Raw genomic sequence first — 22,937 nt, 5'->3', positions numbered from 1 at the left:
GACAAGATCGTTCACTTGAGGGTGAAATTCCCACGCGCTTGTTCGAGAAGCTCAGACGGCAAATTCATCAATGATTCCAACTCGGTCCACAGAATTGCCGCGCGAACGGTCCGGCCGGGGAACAGCTGGCTTGCAACCAGCGCATAAAGCGAGAGTTGCGTAACGTACCTCGGAGGTACGTCGACAGGCGTTTTCGGCGCCGTTGCGTCGGACTTGTAGTCGATCACCAACACGCTGTGGTCGTCAACTACAAGCCTGTCTATACGCCCCGAGAGGCGGATGGGTTCCCCGTCGCGAATAACGTCGACGAGAAACGGCACTTCGGCGCGGCTGTCCGCCCCGAAGAGATAGGCGAATTCCAGGCTATCGAGAATGGACAGGGCTTTTGGAGCGAGGCGCGCCTGTTCCTTCGGCATGTCGGGCAACAGCACTTCGAGGGCGTGGGGAATCACCCTTGGCCAGAGGCCACGATCGATCCGGCCCAGATGCTGCAACAGGGCATGAAGGGCGATGCCGGATTTTCTCGCCGTCTCGGCGTCGCGCACGCGTTCGGCGGCGGTGGCGAGCGCGGGTTCATCGCTGCGGGTTTCATGGGCGCGGGAGGGAGACGTGGTGGCCGGTGGGACAAAGGCGGGCAAGGGCTGAGGCTCAACCCAGCGCGCAGGTTTCGCGCTGATGGCCGCGTCGCCTGCAATCGCCGCCGGCTGCGGGCGAACGATGGGATAGACGAGGGCGGAGGTGCCGTATGAAGATTCCACAATTTCGGCCTTGTCCGAAAGGGCCGATTCTATGGCCTCATACCAGGTGCCATCGAGCTTGCCGTTTTGGGTCAGGGCGCCGGTCACGTAGAGTTCGTCTTCGGCGCGGGTCATGGCGACATAGAGTTTGCGCCAATATTCCTGCGCCAGATTGGCGTCGGTCTTTTCCTTGATCTCCAGCGTGGCCGGGACGTGCTGGGCCTTGTTGGAGGCGTGGATGAGGAGCGGGCCCGGATTGTCGGAGACGATATAGATCGGGCTGCCGACCTGTTTTGCGGCGGGTTTGCTCGCAGCGTCGGCCATGATGACCACGGGCGCTTCAAGGCCCTTGGCGCCATGCACCGTCATGACGCGAACGCCGCCGCCGCCTTCGGCCAACTCACGCTTGATCGAGATATCGCGCTGGCGCATGTCGGCGGCAAAACCCTGCAGCGAGGGTTGTGCGTTCTGCTCGTGATTGAGCGCCAGTTCCAGAAATTCGGAAATGACTTCGTCGACTTCCGTGCCGAGCCGGGCATGGAAGCGTTTTAGGCCCTGATCGGCATAGAGAACCCGCGTCAAGAACTCGAATGGGCGTTCAAAGTCGAGATTGGCGCGCCAGACTGTGAGGCGTTCGGCAGCGGCGCGGGCCGCCGGCTGAGCCGAGGCGAGAAGCGCGGACCAGAGGGTCTGCCGGTCGGCGCGAGTGCTGGCGAGATTATAGAGATCGTCCTCGGAAAAATCGAAGAGCGGCGAGCGGAGGAGCGCGGCGAGTTGCAGATCGTCGGCTGGATTGAGCAGCACGTCGATCAGCGCCAGGAGATCGAGCACGGCGATGTGGCCGGTGACGGCCAGCCGGTCGGCGCCAGGGGTCGGCACGTGAAAGAGGCGCAGGGCGCGGATCACTTCCTGGAACAGGGCACTGCGCGACTGGACGAGAATAAGAATGTCGTCGGCTGTAACAGCGCGGCCGCGCTGGGTCAGCGGGCGCCGGTCGTCGATCCAGCTTCTGATTTCGCGGGCAATGCGCATGGCGACTTGCCGGGCGGCGCTTTGTTCGGCTTCCAGCGGTTCGAGCGGCCATTGGCCATCGCCGGCTTCGGATTTTTGCGCCTGGATCGGTGGCCAGAGGGTAACGGAGCCGCCCGGCTGGCTGCGGGCGGCAGTGTGCAGTACAGGATCGGCGGCGAGGAGAGCCAACTGGATGTCCGAGCGGGCGCAAACCTTGTCGACGGCGTCGAGAATGCCCGAGAGCGTGCGAAAACTGGTGTGGAGGGGCAGGCGGGCAAAGGTCATTTCGGCCGCTTCCGCGCGGCGGGCGAAATCGTAGCCGGTTGTGCCAAAGAGGGAAGGCTGTGCACCCTGGAACGAATAGATCGACTGTTTCTGGTCGCCCACGGCGAAGACCGAGCGCGGGCGGCGCGCGGCGCCTTCGCCGACGAAGAATTCGGCGGCCAGAGCCTTTACCACGCGCCATTGCTGGTCATTGGTGTCCTGGCTTTCATCCACGAGGATGTGCTCTATGCCGGCATCGAGCTTGTACTGCACCCAGGGGCCGATCTCGAGATTGTCGAGGAGATCGCCGAGGCGGGTGACGAGATCGTCGAAATCGAGCAGGGCCCGGCGGCGCTTGTCGTTTTCATAGCGGCGTGCAATGGCGACCAGGATGTCGAGCACGGCATTGCTGCGCTCGACGAGGCGGGCGCCGCGGATCTTTTCGTCGAGCGCAATAAGACGGTCCTGTTCCCGGGTCAGGAGCTCGAACAGGTGCGGATGGGCGTGCCGTTCGGTCTTGGTGAGGAGATTGGTGCGGGGTTTTCCCTCGGTGGTGAAGAACGCGGCGTGCAGCGTGTCTTTATCCGGGCGCTCGGGATCGAGTCGGGCAAGGACATCAAGGCATTTGCGGTGGCCATGGGGATTGCCGCCCAGTGACGAGATCAGATGGCGCAGGACGTCGGGTGTCAGGAGCGTATCGCGCACCGTGATTTCGATGAGGTCGGCCGCACTCTCGCTGCCGGTGCCCGCAAGGCGTTTCAAGCGCGCCTTGGCGCCTTCAGGGTCGGCCAGAAGCGGTTTCAGCCGCGCGCCTTTGGAGAGCGCCGCGCCGATGGCTTCGCCGATATGGTGATCGCTAAGGAGCTGAAACAGCGTTTCGACCGCTTGGCCATTAGCGCCCCCGCGAAGCCCGTCGGCCAGCACACTTTCGCGGGCGGCGAGGACGAGCTGGACCTGCTGGTCTTCCTCGATCACCGAGAAATCGAAGGGGACCCCGGCTTCGATGGGAAAGCGATGCAGCACCGCCTCGCAAAAGGCATGAATGGTGAGAATGCGCAATCCGCCGGGGGTTTCGAGGGCGCGGGCGAAAAGGGTGCGGGCGGCGTGGAGAGTTTTGGCATCGGGCGGCGTGCCGAGGAGGTCAGTCAGCTTCTTGCGCAGTTCACCTTCTTCGATGACAGCCCATTCGGCCAGTTGCTGGGAGACGCGCTTGCGCATCTCGGCGGCGGCTGCCTTGGTATAGGTGAGGCAGAGGATGGATTCGGGTTTTACCCCGGCCAGTAGTAGCCGCAGCACGCGGCGGGTGAGCACGAAGGTTTTGCCCGAGCCGGCATTCGCCTCCACCCAGATCGAATGGCTGGGATCGGTGGCAAGGCTTTGCGACCGGCTGGTGTCGGAGGGGACAACTAACTTTCCGCGTTCTGTGCTCATGCCTCGTCCTCCCCACCATCGACGCTTGTCCATTCGGCGACGCGCGCCAGATGGTCATAGGGACCGGCAAAGCGTTGGCCGGCGAGCGGCAATAGCCGCGCCGGCATGGGGGTATCGCGGAAGAGGAAATGGTCGATATGGCTTTGCAGGCGACGATTGATCTCGTCTGCCGCTTCCATCAGCGGCATGCCTTCTGACGCCCTGAAGGCCGAAGGCACAAAAGCCTCGGGACCGAGGCCGATCTTCACATAGGTGAGGGCGCTGGTCGGGGCAGCGGTGATGCCCTCCATGGCGCCGGCCTGGGTCATGACGGCTTCCATCAGCAATTGTGGCGCCTCAAAGGCTTTCATCATCGCCGGGGTGGGCGGCGAGCCGGTCTTGAAATCGAGAATCTCCACGGTGCCATCGGTCATCTCGTCGACGCGGTCGGCCTGGCCGGTGATTTCAAAGGCTTCGGCGAGGTGAAGCGGCATCTTGCCTTTGATTTCGGCATGGCGCTGGCGCACGCGGGGCTGGCGCTCGCGCTCAAAAGCCAAAAACTGCCCGGCGGCGGTGCCGAAACGCTTGAGCCAGATGTCGCGGCGTTCGCCGATGGCTTCAAGGCCGGAAAAGGCGTCGGCGGCGATGGCAATGAGTGTCTCAAAGGCGTCGGTCGCGGTGGGGTCGTGCCCCTCCTCGACGAAGCGGGCAAAGGCATCGTGGATGATGGTGCCGCGCTCGCGCGCATCGGGCACGTCGCCCAAGGGATCAAGCTGGCGCAGTTTCAGGACGTGTTTTGCATAGAGATCATAGGGCGATCGCATCAGCGTCTCGACCTCGGTGACCGAGAGTTTTCGCGGGCGGATGCCGGCGGGCGGATTGGGCGACGGGCGAGCGGCCGGAGTTATCGTGTCGACAGCGTCGATAGCGCGGGAGGCTTCGATCCAGCCGCGGCCGCGCTGGCGCATGGCTTTGGCAGCGTCCTCGCCGGCAAAGGCATCGAGCCGCTGTACGAGGCGCGAGGGTAGCGACGGGCTGGTGCCGATGCGATCGGCATAGGCAATGATGACATCCGCATTGCCCATGGCCTGGGCGAAATCGTGGGCGGCGAGACCCTGCAACCGTTCGGGCGGCTCGAGGCCGGTGGCGAGGCGCATGCCGCGGCTGAGCCAGGGACCGGGATCGGCGGGCTCGGGCCAGATGTCTTCGTTGAGGGCGCCGAGGATCATCAGATCGGGCGACATCAATCGCGCTTCGATCTGGCCCCAGATGGCGATATCTTTGCGGCTATCGAGCCGGTTGCGCACCTGAAAACCCTGCATAAGGGCGGAAAGCACGGCATCGAGCCCAGCGGGGGCGAAAGCATGGCCCTCGCCCGTCAGCTTGGCCATTTCATCGGCCCAGGCCTGCAACTCATCGCGTCCGCGCACCGGGGCACCAGCGGCAACACGATCGACCGCACTGACAATGGCGCCGGCCAGATCAGCGGCACGGATCAGCGGGGTGGCGAGAAGCCGGGTGAGCGGGGCGAGGCCAGCGGAAATGTCGTCGAGCAGCGCGAGGATTGCCGGGGCGCGGGACTCGTGGAGGCGCCGCGCTGCACCTTTCGGGGGCTCGATGATGTGTTCGGCCAGAGCCGCGCGCAGGCCGTCAAGCCCGGGGCCAGGTCTTTGGCCGCGCAGCAGGGCCAGTTCGATATCGTCGGCAAGGTTGGAAATCTCGGCGCGGCTGCGGCCGAAAAGGCTGGCGCGATTGCGGAGGAGCGAGATGAGGTCGACGGCGGCGCATTGATTGACGGCCAATGTGAGAATCTGGCGGGCGAGGCGGCCGATGGTCGACTGAAACAACGGCGCACCGGCGGCGTCGTCGACGACCACGCCAAAACGCGAGAGTTCGGCGGCGATGCGGCGGGCGAGATTCCGGTCGGGCGTGATGATACCGACAGTCTGTTTGTTGGCGAGGGCATCGCGTGCGGCGATGGCAATGGCCCGGGCCTCCTCGTCCTCGTGGCGTGCGGCGATGACCGAAACGCCGGCGAGCGCGGCGTCGCGGGTTTCTGCCTCGGGGCGCTGCTCGGCCCAGAGGGCTGTTTCCGAGGTCAGGGCTAGGGCGCGGTGGAGAAGTGGGGTGCGGGGATGTTCGGCTGGAGCGAGTTCGATCACCTCTGCCGGGCCGGCGCCTAGGGTGCGAAGCAGTTTTGCCAGGTGATATTGCGGATGGCCGTGGGGGCTCTGATCGGGGTCGAGGAGGGCGGCATGGGTGTCGGACGACATTGTCGTGTCGAGGCCCGGCAGGACGAGGGCGCCACGCGGCAGGCGTTCGAGGGCCTTGAGGAGGCGCGCGGTGGCTGGGATGGAGCCGGTGGAGCCGGCGGCGATGACGGGACGATCGCCATAGATCAGCGGCGCGCCTTCGGCTTGCCGGTCGAGCCGGGCGCCGCGGAGCTGCGACGGGTCGGCGCGCTTTCTGTCCTCCAGCATCAGCGGCCAGGCGGAGAGGGCGATATCGAGGAAGGTGAGAGTCTGCTGCCAATAGGCACCAAGTTCCGGGCCGAGCTGATCGCCAAGGGCGCGCAATTCTCCCGGACCGCGTTCAGCAATAGCGAGGTCGTCAAAGACATGGGCCAGCGAGTCGGCCATGGAGAAGATTTCCGCTGCGGTCGGTGGCGTCGAGAACGCCTGCCCACCGGCGGGGCTATGGGCCCAGGCGGCAACGAGCCGCGAGAGGATCAGGCGGCGTTCCAGCGTCGTCGCGGCCGGCAGGCTTGGTGGCGCATCGAAGGGCGGCAGGAACGGCTCTTCGTCGCCCTCGTCGCCACCAAAGGTGCGGATATCGGGCAGGAGGCCGGTGAAGCTGGAATGCCTGGAAAATGCTTCCGCCAGGGCCTGTCGGGCGCGCTGGGTGGGCAGAATGATGGTGACATCGCTGAGCCAGAACGGATTGTCGCGGGGCCAATCGCCAAGCAAACGGCCGTCCATGACCGCTTCCGCCAGGGTGGGGAGGAAGGGGGAATGCGGTGCAATCGAAAAGATGCTCATGAAGCGCCCAAAAGGCGTTCGGCTTCGGCGAGGCCAGTGGGATCGCCGACATGGAACCAGGGCGCGTCGAGGACGACGCCCTTCAGCGTTTCACGTTCGAGTGCGGCTTCGAGGAGGGGATAGAGGGAGAGTTCTCCGTCTGGCGTGTCGGCAAAGATTTCGCGGCCGAGCAGCAGCACGCCGCCATAGATGACCGGAGCGCCATAGTCGCGGGTGACGAGGCCATCGGGAGCGAGGCAGAAATCGTGGCTGCGGGAAAACCCGGTGGCGCGGCGGGGCTGGACGCAGAGCATGACGATGTCTTCGGGGCCCGTATGGCGGGCTATCATGCGCTTGAGCGGCTGGTCGCTGCCTTGGGGCCAGAAGGCGTCTGTGTTCATGACGAAAAAGGGATCGGAATGAAGCATGGGCAAAGCTCGCTTCACGCCGCCGCCGGTGCCCAGAAGTTCGTCCTCGCGGCTGACTTTTACGAGACCGCCGAAATGGGCCAGAACCTGATCGGCGCGATAGTGGGCATTTGCGGTGAATCGCTTTGCCCCTTCCGCCCTGGCATTGCCGATAACGCGCTCTATAAGCGGTATGCCGGCCACTGGAATGAGCGGCTTTGGCAGCGTGTCGGTCAAGGGGCGCATGCGGGTGCCGAGGCCGGCGGCCAGCAGCATCACGTCAGGGAATCGCTCGGGGGTATCCATGCGGGGATAGAACCGGGCAGGGGGGTGGTTGTCCAGTGTGGTTGCCGTTCTCGCCGCTGTGTCGTTCCCGCGAAAGCGGAAAGCCCCATTTCAAAACGGAGATCCCGCTTTCGCGGGGATGACACAGTGCAAGTTTGCGGGTCGGCGAGTGCCGGGCGGCGCTACGGCGTGATGTCAGAATTCCGACCAGTCTTCCAGTTTTGGCGCAGCATTGCCGCTACTGCGGCGCAGATAGGTGTTGGCAACGGACTTCAGCTTGTCCTGCATCCCCCTAATGCTGCGGGTCGTTTCGGCTTCGCGCACTGGATGGGTGGAAACCGTGAACTGCTCGACGATCTCGTCGAGGCGAACGGCCTGGCCTTCGGTCTGTTCGATGGCAGCGTTGGTTTCTTCGACAAGGGCCGCATTGTGTTGGGTCATTTCGTCCATCTGGCGGACGGCAATGGTGACTTCCTCAATGGCGGACGCCTGGGTGCGGCTGCCCCGGGCGATGGCTTCGAGGTCGGCCGTGTTTTCGCGGATGGCGTCGAGCATGCCGGCGAGCTTTCCGGCCGCAGCGCCCACGAGCTGGGTGCCGCCTTTCACTTCGCTGGCCGACTGCTCGATGAGCAATTTGACGTCGGCCGAGGCGCTGGCGGCGGATTGGGCGAGGCGACGCACTTCGACCGCGACCACGGCAAAACCCTTGCCGGCTTCACCGGCGCGCGCAGCTTCCACCGAGGCGTTGAGGGCAAGCAGATTGGTCTGGAAGGCGATGTCGTCGATCAGCCCGATGATGTTGGAAATCTTGGCCGAGGAGGCAGTGATTCGATCCATGGCCTTGGTCGCCTCATTCATTACCTCGCCCCCCTCTTCGGCGGCCTGGGAGACGTTACGGGCCTTTTTGCTGGCGGCTTCCGCCTTGCCGGCATTGTCGAGCACGGTTGAGGCAAGCTGCTCCATCGTGGCCGAGGTTTCTTCAATGGTCGCGGCCTGGCGGGTCGTGCGTTCGGACAGATCGTTCGCACCCGAAAGAATTTCGCCGGTAGCGCGTTTCAGCGTGCCGGAGGTGGCGCGGAGCTGGCCGACGATGTCCCCGAGGCGTTCGGCCACGGCATTGGTGTCGTCCTTGAGGCGGGCAAAGGCGCCCTGATAGTCGCCATTGACGCGGTGGGTGAGGTCGGTGTCGGCCAGCGCCGAGAGGACGGAGCCGGTTTCAGAAAGGCCGCGGTCGACGGTTTCGACGAGGCGATTGACGGAGCGGGCGAGCGTATTGAGTTCTGTATCAGGGAATTTGGCTTCGACGCGGCGGGTGAAATCGCCTGAGACGGCAGCTTCCACGACATCGCCAAAGGCGCGCTGCAGCGTCACCATCATCTCGGCGCGCTCGGCCTGGTTGCGTAGGGCCTGGGCGGCTTCGGCTTCGGTCAACTGGCTGATCTTGCGACCGTTCTCGCGGAACACTTCCACTGCACGGGCCATGGCGCCCAGCTCGTCGCTGCGGGCGGTGCCGGGGACGTCAGCATCGAAATCGCCGGATGCGACGGTTTCCATCGTGCCGGTGAGGCGGGTGATCGGCTTGGTGATGGAGCGCGAGAAGAGGAGGCTCAGGACGGCCACAACAGCGAGGAGGCCTGCGCCGATGGCCAGCATCATGTTGCGCATCTCGGCGACGGGGGCCAGGACCTCGTCCTGAGCCATGACGGCGACGGCGGCCCAGGGCTCGCCCTTGGTGGCAATCGGCGCGCTGGCGACCAGCATCGGGGTCGCGCGATAGTCGGTGGTTTCCCCGATCGTGTGGGCACCCGCGATCGCGGCATTCAGCACGGGACCGGCAAAGCCGGTGACCAGCGCATCATTGTCAGGGGTAAAGATGGAGTCCGAACGCAGAAGGCCGTTGGAGCCGACGACGATGACTTCGCCGCTTTCGCCAAGGCCAGTGCGGTCACCCACGACGCCATCAAGGACGGTGGAGGGGAGCTGATAGGCGACGACGCCGATCTTGCGGCCTTGGGCGTTGAAGACCGCTTTGGCAAAGAAGCTCGCGGGAAGGCCTGCGGCCGGGGCATAGGGCTCGAAATCGGCAAAGGCCATGTCATTGTCGTTTTCGATGGCGACCGCCCCAGCGAAAACGCGGCCAAGGCCGGTCGAGGCAAGAGGGCTGCCCTCGGCAAGACTGGTGCCGAATTCCTGGCCCTTGGTCAACGAGTAGACGACAAAGCCCTTCAGATCCATCAGGTAGAAGTCGCGATAGCTCCGAGCGGTCGCCTTGTTGCGAAAAACCGGATGGAAGCGCGTATGCGTGACGTCATAGGCGCCGGTGGTGCCCAACGTGTCGAGGGCCGACAGATTGTCCTTGTTGGGATTGTCGTCGACGTAAAGTTTGCGGACTTCAGCGGTCGGATCGACCTTGAACTGCAGCCAGGCACCGGCAAAGTCGCGCAGGGCTTGCTGCGTATCGGCCGAACGCGAGGTGGCGATGAGGTCTTCCTCGACGCCGTGAATATAGGAGGAGACCTGGCGGGCGCGTTCCGAGGCGAGGGTGGAAAGGGTGTTTTCCGCCGAGGCCCGCAGCGCCTGGGAGCCGATGAGATAGCTCGCCAGGCCGACGCCGACACTGACCAGAAGAGCGGAGCCAAGCAGGGCCAGGGGCAGTTTCCGGGCAATCGGCAGGGAGAAGCGGCGCATCTGTGTCCTCGCAAGGGCGCACGCCCGGCCGATTCCCGTCGGCTGGGCGAACTAATTTGCGCGAGGTTAGGCGAACGCCGTTAAGTGCCGGTAAAGGCTCTATTCAGCATGTGCGGCGGCCGGCGCGAGATCGTCGTCGCCCTCCGCAGCCACGGCTGCGTCCCGCAGGCTCGATTGCGCCGCGATGGCCTTGCTGGTCGAGCTCGAAAGCTCGTCATTGGCCGGGGCGCGGGTCAGAATGCTGGCGAGCGAGCCGATGGTCGAGCGCAGGTTGTGGCGGTGGACGACCATGTCGACCATGCCGTGCTCGTAGAGATATTCCGAGCGCTGAAAACCCTTGGGGAGCTTTTCGCGGATGGTCTGCTCAATGACGCGCTGGCCGGCAAAGCCGATCAGGGCGCCGGGCTCTGCAATGTGGACGTCGCCCAGCATCGCATAGGATGCGGTGACGCCGCCGGTGGTCGGATTGGTGATGACGACGAAGAAGGGTAGCCCGGCTTCGCGCAGGCGCAGTACGGCAACGGTGGTACGCGGCATCTGCATCAGCGAGAGCACGCCTTCCTGCATGCGGGCGCCGCCCGAGGACACGAAGAGCACGAAGGGCGTCTTGCGCTCGACGGCAGTTTCAAGACCGGTGATGATGCCCTGGCCGGCAGCCATGCCGAGCGAGCCACCCATGAAGTCGAAATCCTGCACCGCGACGGTGATGTCGCGCTTGTAGAGTTTGCCGGTGGCGACGATGACGCTGTCCTCGAAACCGGTCTTGGCGCGGTTTTCCTTGAGGCGGTCGGTATAGCGCTTCTGGTCGCGGAATTTTAAGGGATCGACCGGGACCGAGGCGACCGGCACGAGGTCATAGGCGCCGTCGTCGAAGAAGGTGTTCAGCCGATCGGTCGGCTTGATCTTCATGTGGTAGCCGGAATTCGGCACGACCCACTGATTGGCTTCGAGATCGCGATAGAACACCATCTCGCCGGATTCGGGGTCTTTCACCCAAAGGTTTTCCGGCGTGTCGCGCTTGTTGGTGAGGAACGAGCGGATTTTGGGGCGGACGAAATTGTCGATCCAGTTCATGGCGCGGCCTTTTTCGCGGTGATCTCGGGGGCGCTTTGTGAAACGCCTGTGGACGTCACCTAAACGTCAATTGTGGCAATTCTTATCAGGTGGGAAGGCCAGCGGCAAAGGCAAGAGACGCGCTATGCACAGTACCGACCTTGTCGTCATCGCCCGGCTTGTCCGGGCAATCCATCTCGCCTCCGCATGGACCACCGGGACAGGCCTGGTGGTGACGATGGAAAGTTTACTTATGCTCTAGACCGCTTGAGCCCACCGGCCAGGTCCGCCACGAGGTCGCGGACGGCGGCGACGGTCTTGTCGGTGGCCTTGCCATCGACCAGCGATTTTCCAACTGCGTCCACCAGCACCGTACCCACGGCTATGCCGTCGGCATGGCGGCCGATCTCGGCGGCGTCATCGGCAGTCTTGATACCAAACCCGACGATGACGGGCAGGTCGGTATGCGCCTTGATGCGCTGCACGGCCTCGCCGACGGCGCCGCGCGACTTGATGGCAGCGCCGGTCACACCGTTCATCGACACGTAGTAGACAAAGCCCGAGGTGTTCTCGAGCACGGTCGGCAGGCGGACATCGTCGGTGGTGGGCGTTGTCAGGCGAATGAAATTGAGACCAGCCTTCAGCGCCGGAATGCAGAGTTCATTGTCTTCCTCGGCCGGCAGGTCGACGATGATCAGGCCATCGACGCCCGCTTCCTTGGCTAGGGTCAGGAACTTGTCGACGCCGAGGCTGTAGATGGGATTGTAGTAGCCCATCAGCACGACCGGGGTGGTCTCGTCCTTGCGGCGGAATTCTTCGACCATGCCCAGAACGCCGCGCAGCGTCTGCCCGGCCTTGAGGGCGCGCTGGCCACCCATCTGGATGGCGACGCCATCGGCCATGGGGTCGGAAAAGGGCAGGCCCAGTTCGATGATGTCGGCACCGGCCTGCGGCAGGGCGTTCATGATCGCCTGGCCGGTCGCAAGATCAGGATCGCCACCCATGACATAGGCCGCGAGCAGGGGGCGATTGGCGGCCTTGGCGGCGGCGAAAGTGCGGTCGATACGGGTGGTCATTATTTTAGCAGCCCCAGATACTTGCCGACGCTTTCCACGTCCTTGTCGCCGCGACCCGAGAGGCACAGCACGACGGATTTGTCCGGGCCGAGGGTCGGCGCCAGTTTGATCACCTGCGCAAGTCCATGCGCGGATTCAAGCGCGGGAATGATGCCTTCCATCCTGGTGCAGAGCTGGAAAGCTTCGAGCGCTTCATTGTCGGTGATCGGCACATAAGTCACGCGCTTGCTATCGTGGAGGTAGGAGTGCTCCGGGCCAACGCCGGGATAGTCGAGGCCGGCGGAAATGGAATGGCCTTCCAGGATCTGGCCGTCCTTGTCCTGCAGCAGGTAGGTGCGGTTGCCGTGCAGCACGCCGGGGCGGCCGCCGGTCATCGAGGCGGCATGGCCGTTTTCGACCTCGATGCCATGGCCGCCAGCTTCGGCGCCATAGATGGCGACTTCGGGATCATCGAGAAAGGCATGAAAAGTGCCGATGGCATTGGAGCCGCCGCCGACACAGGCGACCACAGCGTCAGGCAGCTTGCCCTCGAGCTCGCGGAATTGCTCCTTCAGCTCGGTGCCGATGACCGACTGAAAATCTCGAACCATTTCCGGATAGGGATGCGGACCGGCCGCGGTGCCGATCAGGTAGTAAGTGTTTTCGACATTGGTAACCCAGTCGCGCAGCGCCTCGTTCATGGCGTCCTTGAGCGTACCGGCACCGGCGGTGACCGGACGGACTTCGGCGCCGAGCATCTTCATGCGGAGAACGTTGGGCATCTGCCGCTCGACGTCGGTGGCGCCCATGAAGATGGTGCAGGGGAGGTCGAACTTGGCGCAGACCGTCGCCGTCGCCACGCCATGCTGGCCGGCGCCGGTTTCGGCAATGATGCGGGTTTTGCCCATGCGCTTGGCGAGGAGAATCTGGCCGAGGCAATTGTTGATCTTGTGCGAGCCGGTATGGTTCAGCTCTTCGCGCTTGAACCAGACTTTTGCGCCGCCCAGATGCTTGCTGAGGCGCTCGGCGTAGTAGAGCGGGCTCGGACGGCCGGTATAGTGGGTGGCGAGATCCTTGATCTCAGCCTGATAGGCGGGATCGACCTTGGCGGCCCGATATTCCTTTTCAAGATCAAGGATCAGCGGCATCAGGGTTTCGGCGACGAAACGTCCGCCATAGAGCCCGAAGCGGCCGTGCTCGTCGGGGCCATTGCGCAGGGAATTCGTGCCGTCCATTTGAGGTCCTCTCGGCGCCGCCGAGAGAAAACCCGGCAAACGATCCTTAGCCGGCCGCCCTGGCGTTGCGGATGAACGCCTCGATCAGCCTCTTGTCCTTTTCGCCGGGTGCCCGCTCGACGCCCGAAGACACGTCTATGCCAAAAGGCGAAACGGTTCTTACGGCTTCAGCGACGTTGTCCGGCGTCAGGCCACCGGAAAGCATGAAGGGCACGGACGGGTCAAGCGCCTTGAGGAGCGACCAGTCAAAACTTTCGCCCAATCCGCCGGGCCGGTCCGAGCCTTTTGGCGGCTTGGCGTCGAGAAGGATGCGGTCGGCGACGTCGGTAAAACCAGTAACTTGCGCCACGTCCTCTGCCGTGCCGATGGGCAGCGCCTTCATGATCTCGACGCCAGCCTCGGCGCGAATGGCTTCGACACGATGCGGGGTTTCGGGGCCATGGAGCTGAATCCAGTCAGGACCGAGCGCGGCGACCTCGGCGACCGAGCTATTGTCCGGATTGACCAGCACGACGCAGCTTTCGACCTGCCCGCGGGCAGCGGAAATCAGTTCGCCCAGCATTTCGATAGGTACATGGCGAGGCGAGCGGGCAAAATGCATGAAGCCGATCATGTCGGCACCGGCGGCAATGGCCGCGTCGAGCATGGCAAAGGTCTTGATGCCGCAGATTTTGATGATCAGGGGGTCGGCCATCGCGTGGTCGGAACTCGGCTCTCGGAGCTAGAAGGAGTGGGGCAGGGGCATGCGATCACCGCAGGTCCAGGATTTCGTCGACTTCGGAAAGGGCATTGTTGCCGCCCTGTCCCTGGCGCCGGCGCTGGGCTTCCAGCTCCGAATTCAGCGCCTGTGCTTCGCGACGCCACTGGCGCTCGCGCTTGCGGTGCTGGCCTTGCGCAAACCAGGTCGCGGTGCCGCCGAGCAGAACCCCGATCAGCAGCACGATATAGAGGACGACAAAGAGCGGAATGCCATAGCCGGCGGCATCGGCCGAAGCCGGAGCGCCGAAGGGATTGAGGTTGATGGCGACCAATTGCCGGTTGGCGAGGGCAAAGGCCACCAATACCGCGCAAAGCGGCACCAGAACCAGCCAACCAACGATCTTGCTGACCATAAGTCTTCCGAACTATTCGAGGGCCCGTCAGGCGCCGATCACGATCTTACTCGCGATTGAGGCGCTCGCGGATTTCCTTGCCGGCCTTGAACTGCGGCACGTACTTTTCCTCGACATCGACCTGTTCGCCGGTGCGAGGGTTGCGCCCGACGCGAGCCGGACGGTTTTTCACGGAAAAGGCGCCGAAGCCGCGCAATTCGACACGGTCACCGCGCGCCATGGCATCCCCGATCTGGTCGAGAATGGCATTGACGATGTTTTCGATGTCGCGCTGGAAGAGATGCGGATTCTCTGCGGCGAGCTTCTCGACAAGTTCAGACTTGATCATGGAAGGCTCCGGTCTCCAAGACGCTCATCCCCTTGCCTCAGGGGTTCGTTCCAACCTGCCAAAGCGAAACCAAACCGTCAAGCATCACAGGACCTTCCGCAGGAAGTCCCAATGCCGCACGGGCCGATCCGCCGAGCAATTGGCCGACCCAGCCAAAGCCTTCGTCGGGCAGCGGCCAGGCGGAAATGACGGGGAGATCTTCGGTGACGCCCTTCTCGCTTTCGAGCCAGGCTATCGCTTCGGTTTCGCCGCCCAAGGCGTCGATGAGCTGGTTTTCAAGCGCGACGCGGCCGGTGACGATGCGGCCATCGGCTAGCGCGAGGGCCGTCGGACGGGGGATATTGCGGCGTTCCGCCACGATATCGACGAACCAGACAAAGCTGTCTTCGACAAGGGCCGCAAGCGAAGCGCGCGGTGCGCCATCCAGCGGCTCGTTGAAATCGGGTTCTGCCTTGAGCGGTCCGGAAGCCACCTTGTCGAGGTCGATGCCGATGGTGTCGAGGAGTTTTCCGGCATTGACGTGCTGGTAGAGCACGCCGATCGAGCCCACGATCGAAAGGCGCCGGGCAAAAATGTGATCGGTGCCGATGGCGGTCATATAGGCAGCAGAGGCGCCAAGCTCGTTGATGACCGACACCGTGGGCTTTTCGGCGCTCAGCCGCCGGAGGGATTCGTAGAGCTCCTCGCCGCCCGCCGTGGTGCCGCCGGGCGAGTTGATGGCGACGATCACGGCTTTCACCTTGTCGTCCTCGATCAAACGCGAAAAGACTTTTTGCCGGGCGGCATTGGTTGAAATGGTGCCATCGATGGTGATCCGCGCGATGATGTCGCCGGTTGCGCTGGGCTTGGCAAAGCGGCCAAAGAGCGCGAGAACAACGGCAACGGCGGCGACAAGGGCAAAAATGCGCCAGCGCCCGCGCGAGCGCCTGAATGTGTCTGCGGCCAGCGCTTCATGGGCTTGTGAGGGAGGTATCTGGGTCACGGCGCGGTCCTGCAATATTTCGTCTGGGACCATACACGCATCAGGCAAAACGGCCAGATGCTTTGGGCCGGCTGCGGCGTTCCGCGCCTAGAGCATTTTTACCATGTAGCGCGCGGCATCTTCATAGGCGGCAAGCTTTTCGGTCAATTCCGGGCGGTCTTCGGCGACAAAACCATGCTTTTCCCAGAACGGCATGGAGCCGTTGACGGCAACGAGACTCATGGTCGGAAAACCCATGGCCTTCGCATGCTTGGTGAGGGCGGCGATGATCTGGCCGGCAGCGCCGACGCCGCGCGTCACAGGCAGCAAGGCAAGATCGTGGATGTAAAAAGTGTCCGGCTGATCGGGCAGCGCGCCGATCAGCGCGTTAAGTGCGGGCAGCGATCCGCGTGTCCAAGGATGGCTCAAGACATAACCGGCAGGCTTTTCAGCGACTTCGAGCAAGTAGCAGCCATTGCGATAAAGCGTGTGCTTTTCGGCAAGCACCTCGTCGGCTTCGAAAAAGCCCGGATGGACTTTAGCCGCAATGCTCGAGACCGCGTCGAGGTCATAGCCGCTCATGGCGCGCCAGGAGACATCCCTGAAAAGCATGACATTGATCCCCAAACAAAACGACCCGCGCTGATAGAGCGCGGGCCGAAAGATTGCAAATAAGCGTGACGCTTACTTTTCGTCGCGGCCCTTGAGGGCGGCGCCGAGGATGTCGCCGAGCGAAGCGCCCGAGTCCGACGAACCGAAGTTCGCAACGGCTTCACGTTCTTCGGCGATTTCGAGCGCCTTGATCGAGAGCTGGATGCGGCCGGTCTTGCGGTCGTACTGGGTGACGCGAGCGTCGACCTTTTCGCCCTTGGAGAAACGTTCCGGACGCTGGTCGTTGCGGTCGCGGCTGAGGTCAGCACGACGGATGAACGAGGTCACTTCGCTGTCAGCGATGCGCACTTCAATGCCGCCTTCGTTGACGTCGATGACTTCAGTGGTGACCACGGCGTTCTTGCGCAGGCCACCGGCTTCGCCGCCAGCAGCTGCACTCGATTCGGCGAGGTCATCAGCAGCGAGCTGCTTGATACCGAGCGAGATACGTTCCTTCTCGACGTCGACGTCGAGAACCTTGGCCTTGACGATGTCGCCACGGTTATAGTCGTCGAGAGCGACTTCACCGGACTTCTGCCAATCGAGGTCGGAGAGGTGAACCATGCCGTCCACATCGCCTTCGAGGCCGATGAAGAGACCAAATTCGGTCTTGTTCTTGACTTCGCCTTCGATGGTGGCGCCAACCGGGTTCTTCTCGGCGAAAGCTTCCCATGGATTCTGCAGGGTCTGCTTGAGACCGAGCGAGATGCGGCGCTTGTCCGGATCGACTTCGAGCACGACGACGTCGACTTCCTGCGAGGTCGAGACGATCTTGCCCGGGTGGACGTTCTTCTTGGTCCAGCTCATTTCCGAAACGTGGATCAGGCCTTCGATGCCCGGCTCCAGTTCGACGAATGCGCCGTAGTCAGTGATGTTGGTCACGCGGCCAGAGAACTTGGCACCGATCGGGTACTTGGCTTCGATGCCTTCCCAGGGATCAGCCTGGAGCTGCTTCATGCCGAGCGAGATACGGTGGGATTCGTGGTTGATGCGAACGATCTGGACCTTGATGGTCTCGCCGATCGTGAGCACTTCGGACGGGTGATTGACGCGACGCCATGCGATATCGGTGACGTGCAGCAGGCCGTCGATGCCGCCGAGGTCAACGAACGCACCATAATCGGTGATGTTCTTGACCACGCCGTCGACAACCTGGCCCTCTTCGAGCTGCTGGACGATTTCCGAACGCTGTTCGGCGCGCGATTCTTCGAGGATGGCGCGACGCGAAACGACGATATTGCCGCGACGCTTGTCCATCTTCAGGATCTGGAACGGTTGCGGCACGTTCATGAGCGGAGCGATATCGCGGATCGGACGGATATCGACCTGCGAACGCGGCAGGAAGGCCACGGCGCCTTCCAGATCGACGGTGAAACCACCCTTGACCTGGTTGAAGATCGTGCCTTCAACGCGCTCATTGGCGTTGTACTTCTCTTCGAGCTTGACCCAGCTCTCTTCGCGGCGGGCCTTCTCACGCGAGAGGACAGCTTCGCCCATGGCGTTTTCGACGCGGTCGACATAGACCTCGACGTCCGAACCGATGGTGATGGTGCCGTCGCGGCCGGCCTGGCCGAATTCCTTCAGCGGGACGCGGCCTTCGGTCTTGAGACCAACGTCGATGATGGCCAGGTCTTTTTCGATGGCGACGACTTTGCCACGAACAACGGTGCCTTCAGCGGCATCGTTGTCGACAAAGGAGTCGAGCAGCATCGATTCAAAATCTTCTTTAGTCACAGTTTGCTGTGCCAAACTTTTTCTCCGTTGCGCCGGTCGTTGAGGGTTGCTGATCCCATTGAGAATTCGGGTCCGCTTCAGCACAAATGCCGAAGCCGGCGCACGGAGCACCGTTTCTCTGATAGGACGATTGTTTAGTCTGTTTCCGGGCCAAGGCTTTGGATGATGGCCGGAGCCCAACAGCCTCAAGGAGGAAATTAGGAGAACTGACGTTCCCCTGCCTTGAGCGCCATGGCCTCATCGACAATCGCGATGGCAGCGCGGAGTGCGGCCTCTATACTCAGTTGCGTCGTATCGAGCAAGTGCGCGTCGTCCGACTTGTAGAAACCACCATTGGGATTGAGCATGTCGCGCGCATCCCGCTCTTCTATCTGGTGATAGAGGGCATATCGATCAACCACCTCGCCGCGCGCCTCGAACTGGCGGGCCCGACGCTCCATGCGCGCCTTGCTGTCGGCCTGGATGAAAAGTTTTACGTCTGCGTCGGGGCAGATTTTCGTGCCGATATCACGGCCATCGAGCACCGCGCCGCCCGGCTGGAGGGCAAAATTGCGCTGGAAATTGAAGAGGGCTTTTCGCACCTCGGCGATGACGGCGACCTTTGAGGCCAGCGTGCCGGCCCTGGCGCTGGTCAAGATATCGAGATCGACAAGGTGCGCGGCATCGAGTTTTTGTGCCGCATTGACGGCTTCGGCCTCGAATTCGGCTTTGTCTTCAAAGGCTTCCACGGCCACACCGACGGCGCGGTAGAGAAGGCCGGTATCGAGATGCGGCAGCTGGTAGTGTCGCGCCAGGCCCTGGGCCAGGGTACCCTTGCCTGAAGCGGCCGGTCCGTCGACGGCGATGATCATGACCTTTACCCCGGCGCTTGGCATATCATCGACCGCCTTAGCATGGCTCGGCCTAACGGGGCCACCCTTGCTTCTCCCGCATTTAGGATTTGACACAACCCGGCTTTGCACCTAACCGGACTGGCCGAATATCAGGCGCGGCCGCGGCGGCCAGCCACAGGCATTTTCCCCTATCGACGAGGCATGTAAATGGCCAACGAACGCGGCACGAAACGTACCGATCCCGATACCGGCAAGAAGTTCTACGATCTGAACATGGATCCGATCGTCTCGCCCTATACCGGCAAGTCCTACCCCCGCTCCTATTTCGACACCCTCGCCGTCGGCAAGGCGTCGACCGCATCGCGCAAGATCGACGATGAGGATGAGGTCGAGGAAGAAGAAGAGGCCGAGGACACCAACGCTCCTGAAATCGTCAGCCTCGAGGATGCCGATGCCGAAGAGAGCGGCGGCGACGAGGAAATCCCTGATGTCGACGATGTCGAAGTCGACGAAGAGCTGGGCGACGATGAAGAAGACGTGTTCCTCGAAGAGGAAGACGACGACGCCGATGACGGCCTTGGTTTTGACGTCGGCGACGACGAAGACCGCTGATTTCATTTGATTTTTTCCGCCGGGGAGGGTTTTCCCCGGTGGATGAAAAAAGTGTCATTTAGGCACTTGCGTTGTCCGGAATCATCCTCTAGGTTCCGCCTCGCTTCGGACGGCCAAGCGCCTCCGAGACCCACGGAATGGGGCCATAGCTCAGCTGGGAGAGCGCTTGCATGGCATGCAAGAGGTCAGCGGTTCGATCCCGCTTGGCTCCACCATTTCCTCAAGATCGTTGGCAGACTGGTAGCGTCGAGCGCGGTTTTCGCGCGAATGCGTTGTGGTCCGGTTGTGCCTTTCAGCAACACGCCTCGCCTAGCCCAATTCTGCCGAAAGCGGCGGCCACCCCATAGAGGCCGGCGAAGGCTTTTGCGACTTCGGGATCGACCGACTGCAGTTTCCGTCCGGCCAGGCTCATGGCCGCTTCGAACTGGCGGGGGTCGGTGCGATAGTAGACGCCCGCCGTGTTCGCGAGGGCCAGCATGGCGTTTGCCGCCTGTTCCTCCCATCGCCCGTCCGCTGCCATGACCAGGTCGCGGGGGATCATGGGGATCGGGAAGGGCTTTATCGCCTCCCCGTGCACTTCGTTGGAGAGATAGGGGTAGTAGCTGGGCATATATCCCGCAGAGCACGCGACGAGGGAAAAGAGCGCCTGCTCGCCATCGATATTGAGGATGAAGCTGCCGTCGACGATCTCATCCCTGTCGAAGGGTTCGGCCCCGACAAAGGCCTCGCACTCGCCCTCCCGCATGGTCGTTGCGTGTGGTGGGGCGGCCATGGCGCTGCCGCTCTCGAGGAAATCGCCCTCTACGGCGTCGGCGAGCTTGCCGAGCCTGCCAAACCGTTCCGAATTCTGAGCGAAGGCATATCCCGCAAGCGCACCTACACCGAGGCACGCGAGCGATACTGAAACCAGGCCAATCCAAGCGCGCATGACAGCACTCCCCATATCAGGAAAATAGAATGCCACCGGCTGGCCTCTGCGCCGGACAGTGGCTTGATCGGCGGTGGTGGCAGGGCATCGACGACGAGTTCGGACGTCATTGTTCCCGGGCGGCAATTGGCGGCAACCGCCTCGGGAAACGCGAAGTTCCGGATGATGATTCCGGGATTGCTGGTGCCAAGCCCGGCCGGAATCCAGTCCGCGCCCGCCCGGCCCGCCAGATCGCCGACGAGACAGCCGCCCTCATGCGGAAGGGAAACGTTCACCTGCTCGGCCCTGGCAAGGGAAGCATATATAATCGCCTTGTCGCCGGCCGAATCCCGAGGCTGCCAATATTGGATGGCGCTGAGGTCGAATACGACGCGCACCAGCAGAACCAGGGTAGCGGTGGCAAGGATGATCGCCCCACGGCTCAGCCACGCTTTGCGTCTGAGGGCGGCCTTTTGTTGTGCGTTTGGAAAGCCGGTCCGCGTTGCGCGCCACCGACCCAGAAAATGCGATGCGGCAATCAGGCTAACAGTTGCACCGGCCAGCATCAGCCCGACGCGCAGATAAAGGTCCAACTGCCAGAGGGTCTGCACGGCCGCCACGGTTCCGCCCAGGATCGGCACCCAGACGGCCCATGCGTTCAGAACCGCAGATATGACGCCCTTCATGGTCGCCCTCCCCAAAAGGCACCATTGACCGCAAGAGCCTATGGCAGGGCGGCTCCGGCCGCCAGCCGGATTTATCCCGATTGCGCCAATGCGTGATGGCCCGGTTGTGTCATAGGGCCAGTTTTCTATACTGGTCGGCAAGAACCAGTCGGGGACACCCCCCTTGTCATCGAGTATCAGTCCGCATTCGTCCGAAACCGAGCCCCGTTGGCGTCGCCTTGTGCGCTTTGCGGGCCGGCGACTTGATACGCTCTCGGCCGGTGGATGGCTTTTTGGGCTGCTCTTTGCCGCGCTGTCGCTGACGCCATCGCTCATTCCGCGCAATGTGGTCGTGCAGGGAATTCTGTGCGGCTGCGCTTTTGCTGCCGGCTATGGCATCGGGGTTTTTCTCGAGTGGCTGTGGAATTTCCTGGAGCTGCGCTGGCCCAATAGGCGGATAGCGCGCTGGACCGGGCGGATCTGCGCCGGGGCCTGCCTGATCCTCACCATTGCCTTTCTCTGGTTCTGGACCGGCTGGCAAAATTCCATCCGCGCCGGCATGGGCGAAGCCCCGCTCGAAGCGACGCAGCCCTTGCTGGTGGCGCTGATTGCGCTTTTGCCGGCGGCGCTGCTGGTGGGCATTGGGACGCTGATCGTTCATGGCGTGCGCCTCGTGGCGCGCTGGCTTGGGCGATTGATTCCGCCGCGCGTGGCGCTGGTGGGGGCGATGGTCCTCGTGGGCCTCGCGACGGCAACGGTGGGCGATGGCGTCATTGCGCGCGGACTGTTTCTGGCGGCCGATCGTTTTTATGGCAATTTCGACCGGCTGGTGGGCATATCCGATCCGCCGCCGACCGATCCCCTCCATTCAGGCAGCCCGCAATCCCTTGTCAGGTGGGACACGATCGGCATTGATGCCCGCGTCTATGTCGAGACGGGCCCGACGGCGGAGGAAATTGCCGAACTCACCAGAAAACCGGCGGAGACGCCGCTGCGCGTCTATGTCGGGCTGCGCTCGGCCGAAACGCCCGAGGAGCGCGCGGCATTGGCGATCAGGGAAATGGACCGGGTCGGCGCCTTCGATCGCTCGGTGCTGGTGCTGATCATGCCGGTGGGCACCGGCTGGGTGGAGCCTGCCGCCGTCGACACGTTGGAATTCCTCCATGGCGGGGATGTGGCCAGCGTTGCCGTGCAATATTCCTATCTGACGAGCTGGCTGTCGTTGGTTTCCGAACCCGATATCGGGGTCGAGACGGCGCGGGCGCTGTTCAACGCGGTCTATGAACGCTGGACCGAGATGCCGCATGACCGGCGGCCAAAGCTTTATCTCCATGGCCTCAGCCTCGGTGCCTATAGTTCGGCGGCCTCGGCGCAGCTTTACGACATTTTGGGCGATCCTTTTGATGGCGCGCTCTGGGTGGGGCCGCCCTTTGCCAGCGCTGCCTGGCGCACCACGACGGCCAATCGCGATCCCGGTTCGCCCTTCTGGCGGCCGCGCATCGGGCAGGAGACCACGGTACGCTTCGCCAATACGGGCGATGATCTCGACGACGCGGAAGTCTGGGGGCCGCTGCGCATCGTCTATCTGCAATATCCTTCGGACCCCATTGTCTTCTTCGATTGGGCGCTGCCCTATCGCGAGCCGGCCTGGCTCAGCGGCGAGCGGGCGCCTTCGGTCTCGCCGCTGCTTAACTGGTATCCGGTCGTCACCTTCCTGCAACTGGCACTCGACATGGCGCTGGCCCAGACCGCGCCCATCGGCTTTGGGCATGTCTATGCGCCGCAGGACTATTTTGATGGCTGGGTGGCGGTCACCGACCCGCAGGATTTTTCGCCGGCAGAACTTGAGGCGCTGGAGGCAAAGCTGACCCGGCATGGGCCGCGGGCGCTGATCGAGGGTGGCTGGTTCCGCACAACCAGCCCGTTGCTGCCAATTAGCCTCCTGCCATAATCGGGTTTGACGCAAGATATC

The 22,937-nt window shown here is 63.1% G+C and carries 18 protein-coding genes and 1 tRNA gene; 3 read left to right on the top strand and 16 right to left on the bottom strand.

Going from position 1 to position 22,937, the window contains the following annotated elements:
• Positions 1 to 11 precede the first annotated feature (11 nt).
• From addA to J7557_RS17805, 14 genes are all read right to left on the bottom strand, one after another.
• A complete protein-coding gene (gene addA, locus J7557_RS17870; protein WP_291421389.1) occupies positions 12 to 3,443 on the bottom strand; it encodes a double-strand break repair helicase AddA in 3,432 nt (1,143 codons plus the stop codon).
• On the bottom strand, positions 3,440 to 6,460 hold the full coding sequence (addB, locus tag J7557_RS17865; RefSeq protein ID WP_291421388.1) for a double-strand break repair protein AddB: 3,021 nt from the start codon (positions 6,458 to 6,460) through the stop codon (positions 3,440 to 3,442). The genes addA and addB overlap by 4 nt, the downstream gene beginning before the upstream one ends.
• Complete coding sequence (locus J7557_RS17860) at positions 6,457 to 7,152, bottom strand: nucleotidyltransferase family protein (RefSeq protein ID WP_291421387.1); 696 nt, start codon at positions 7,150 to 7,152, stop codon at positions 6,457 to 6,459. Before J7557_RS17860 ends, addB begins: the two co-directional genes overlap by 4 nt.
• 174 nt (positions 7,153 to 7,326) lie before the next feature.
• Positions 7,327 to 9,819, bottom strand: a complete 2,493-nt coding sequence (locus tag J7557_RS17855; protein WP_291421386.1) for a methyl-accepting chemotaxis protein — start codon at positions 9,817 to 9,819, stop codon at positions 7,327 to 7,329.
• 99 nt (positions 9,820 to 9,918) lie between these two features.
• Complete coding sequence (gene accD, locus J7557_RS17850; protein WP_291421385.1) at positions 9,919 to 10,893, bottom strand: acetyl-CoA carboxylase, carboxyltransferase subunit beta; 975 nt, start codon at positions 10,891 to 10,893, stop codon at positions 9,919 to 9,921.
• Positions 10,894 to 11,123: 230 nt separating this feature from the next.
• On the bottom strand, positions 11,124 to 11,948 hold the full coding sequence (trpA, locus tag J7557_RS17845; RefSeq protein WP_291421384.1) for a tryptophan synthase subunit alpha: 825 nt from the start codon (positions 11,946 to 11,948) through the stop codon (positions 11,124 to 11,126).
• On the bottom strand, positions 11,948 to 13,162 hold the full coding sequence (gene trpB / locus J7557_RS17840; protein ID WP_291421383.1) for a tryptophan synthase subunit beta: 1,215 nt from the start codon (positions 13,160 to 13,162) through the stop codon (positions 11,948 to 11,950). Before trpB ends, trpA begins: the two co-directional genes overlap by 1 nt.
• Before the next feature lie 46 nt (positions 13,163 to 13,208).
• On the bottom strand, positions 13,209 to 13,856 hold the full coding sequence (locus J7557_RS17835; protein WP_291421382.1) for a phosphoribosylanthranilate isomerase: 648 nt from the start codon (positions 13,854 to 13,856) through the stop codon (positions 13,209 to 13,211).
• Between the two features lie 55 nt (positions 13,857 to 13,911).
• Entirely contained in the window at positions 13,912 to 14,274 is a 363-nt protein-coding gene (locus J7557_RS17830) for a LapA family protein (RefSeq protein ID WP_291421381.1), read from the bottom strand.
• A 46-nt stretch (positions 14,275 to 14,320) separates the two neighbouring features.
• A complete protein-coding gene (locus J7557_RS17825) occupies positions 14,321 to 14,602 on the bottom strand; it encodes an integration host factor subunit beta (protein ID WP_035084445.1) in 282 nt (93 codons plus the stop codon).
• 37 nt (positions 14,603 to 14,639) lie between these two features.
• Positions 14,640 to 15,584 carry a signal peptide peptidase SppA gene (gene sppA / locus J7557_RS17820; RefSeq protein WP_291421380.1) on the bottom strand — a complete coding sequence of 315 codons (945 nt, stop codon included), beginning with the start codon at positions 15,582 to 15,584 and terminating at the stop codon, positions 14,640 to 14,642.
• A gap of 87 nt (positions 15,585 to 15,671) precedes the next feature.
• Positions 15,672 to 16,175, bottom strand: a complete 504-nt coding sequence (locus J7557_RS17815) for a GNAT family N-acetyltransferase (RefSeq protein ID WP_291421379.1) — start codon at positions 16,173 to 16,175, stop codon at positions 15,672 to 15,674.
• A 72-nt stretch (positions 16,176 to 16,247) separates the two neighbouring features.
• Entirely contained in the window at positions 16,248 to 18,002 is a 1,755-nt protein-coding gene (rpsA, locus tag J7557_RS17810; RefSeq protein ID WP_291421441.1) for a 30S ribosomal protein S1, read from the bottom strand.
• A gap of 143 nt (positions 18,003 to 18,145) precedes the next feature.
• Positions 18,146 to 18,799, bottom strand: coding sequence for a d(CMP) kinase (locus tag J7557_RS17805; protein ID WP_291421378.1), 654 nt, complete (start codon positions 18,797 to 18,799; stop codon positions 18,146 to 18,148).
• 189 nt (positions 18,800 to 18,988) lie between these two features.
• Here J7557_RS17805 and J7557_RS17800 point away from each other — a divergent pair, with 189 nt between their 5' ends.
• Together J7557_RS17800 and J7557_RS17795 are read left to right on the top strand one after the other, a co-directional pair.
• Positions 18,989 to 19,393: a TIGR02300 family protein gene (locus J7557_RS17800; RefSeq protein ID WP_035084442.1), complete on the top strand. Its 405-nt coding sequence runs from the start codon at positions 18,989 to 18,991 to the stop codon at positions 19,391 to 19,393.
• Positions 19,394 to 19,532: 139 nt separating this feature from the next.
• Positions 19,533 to 19,608, top strand: a tRNA-Ala gene (locus J7557_RS17795).
• 77 nt (positions 19,609 to 19,685) lie between these two features.
• Here the strand turns inward: J7557_RS17795 and J7557_RS17790 are convergent.
• Both J7557_RS17790 and J7557_RS17785 read right to left on the bottom strand, forming a co-directional pair.
• Positions 19,686 to 20,321: a hypothetical protein gene (locus tag J7557_RS17790; RefSeq protein ID WP_291421377.1), complete on the bottom strand. Its 636-nt coding sequence runs from the start codon at positions 20,319 to 20,321 to the stop codon at positions 19,686 to 19,688.
• Positions 20,270 to 20,986, bottom strand: coding sequence for a hypothetical protein (locus J7557_RS17785; RefSeq protein ID WP_291421376.1), 717 nt, complete (start codon positions 20,984 to 20,986; stop codon positions 20,270 to 20,272). Before J7557_RS17785 ends, J7557_RS17790 begins: the two co-directional genes overlap by 52 nt.
• A 163-nt stretch (positions 20,987 to 21,149) precedes the next feature.
• Between J7557_RS17785 and J7557_RS17780 the strand changes: the two genes are divergently transcribed.
• Positions 21,150 to 22,916 carry an alpha/beta-hydrolase family protein gene (locus J7557_RS17780; RefSeq protein WP_291421375.1) on the top strand — a complete coding sequence of 589 codons (1,767 nt, stop codon included), beginning with the start codon at positions 21,150 to 21,152 and terminating at the stop codon, positions 22,914 to 22,916.
• The last annotated feature ends 21 nt before the right edge of the window (positions 22,917 to 22,937 follow it).

It is taken from the genome of Devosia sp., assembly GCF_017744655.1.
GTDB lineage: Bacteria > Pseudomonadota > Alphaproteobacteria > Rhizobiales > Devosiaceae > Devosia.
The sequence above is the reverse complement of the archived record's forward strand: the minus strand, read 5'-3'. Positions and strand labels throughout refer to the sequence as shown.

What these genes read in the sequence shown, in the direction of transcription:
- J7557_RS17860 (WP_291421387.1), bottom strand. Translation starts at nt 7,152, where the DNA reads ATGGATACCCCCGAGCGATTCCCTGACGTGATGCTGCTGGCCGCCGGC.
- trpB (WP_291421383.1), bottom strand. Translation starts at nt 13,162, where the DNA reads ATGGACGGCACGAATTCCCTGCGCAATGGCCCCGACGAGCACGGCCGC.
- J7557_RS17835 (WP_291421382.1), bottom strand. Translation starts at nt 13,856, where the DNA reads ATGGCCGACCCCCTGATCATCAAAATCTGCGGCATCAAGACCTTTGCC.
- J7557_RS17805 (WP_291421378.1), bottom strand. Translation starts at nt 18,799, where the DNA reads ATGATCATCGCCGTCGACGGACCGGCCGCTTCAGGCAAGGGTACCCTG.
- addA (WP_291421389.1), bottom strand. Translation starts at nt 3,443, where the DNA reads ATGAGCACAGAACGCGGAAAGTTAGTTGTCCCCTCCGACACCAGCCGG.
- J7557_RS17800 (WP_035084442.1), top strand. Translation starts at nt 18,989, where the DNA reads ATGGCCAACGAACGCGGCACGAAACGTACCGATCCCGATACCGGCAAG.
- J7557_RS17825 (WP_035084445.1), bottom strand. Translation starts at nt 14,602, where the DNA reads ATGATCAAGTCTGAACTTGTCGAGAAGCTCGCCGCAGAGAATCCGCAT.
- J7557_RS17785 (WP_291421376.1), bottom strand. Translation starts at nt 20,986, where the DNA reads ATGAAGGGCGTCATATCTGCGGTTCTGAACGCATGGGCCGTCTGGGTG.
- J7557_RS17790 (WP_291421377.1), bottom strand. Translation starts at nt 20,321, where the DNA reads ATGCGCGCTTGGATTGGCCTGGTTTCAGTATCGCTCGCGTGCCTCGGT.
- trpA (WP_291421384.1), bottom strand. Translation starts at nt 11,948, where the DNA reads ATGACCACCCGTATCGACCGCACTTTCGCCGCCGCCAAGGCCGCCAAT.
- J7557_RS17855 (WP_291421386.1), bottom strand. Translation starts at nt 9,819, where the DNA reads ATGCGCCGCTTCTCCCTGCCGATTGCCCGGAAACTGCCCCTGGCCCTG.
- J7557_RS17830 (WP_291421381.1), bottom strand. Translation starts at nt 14,274, where the DNA reads ATGGTCAGCAAGATCGTTGGTTGGCTGGTTCTGGTGCCGCTTTGCGCG.
- accD (WP_291421385.1), bottom strand. Translation starts at nt 10,893, where the DNA reads ATGAACTGGATCGACAATTTCGTCCGCCCCAAAATCCGCTCGTTCCTC.
- addB (WP_291421388.1), bottom strand. Translation starts at nt 6,460, where the DNA reads ATGAGCATCTTTTCGATTGCACCGCATTCCCCCTTCCTCCCCACCCTG.
- J7557_RS17815 (WP_291421379.1), bottom strand. Translation starts at nt 16,175, where the DNA reads ATGCTTTTCAGGGATGTCTCCTGGCGCGCCATGAGCGGCTATGACCTC.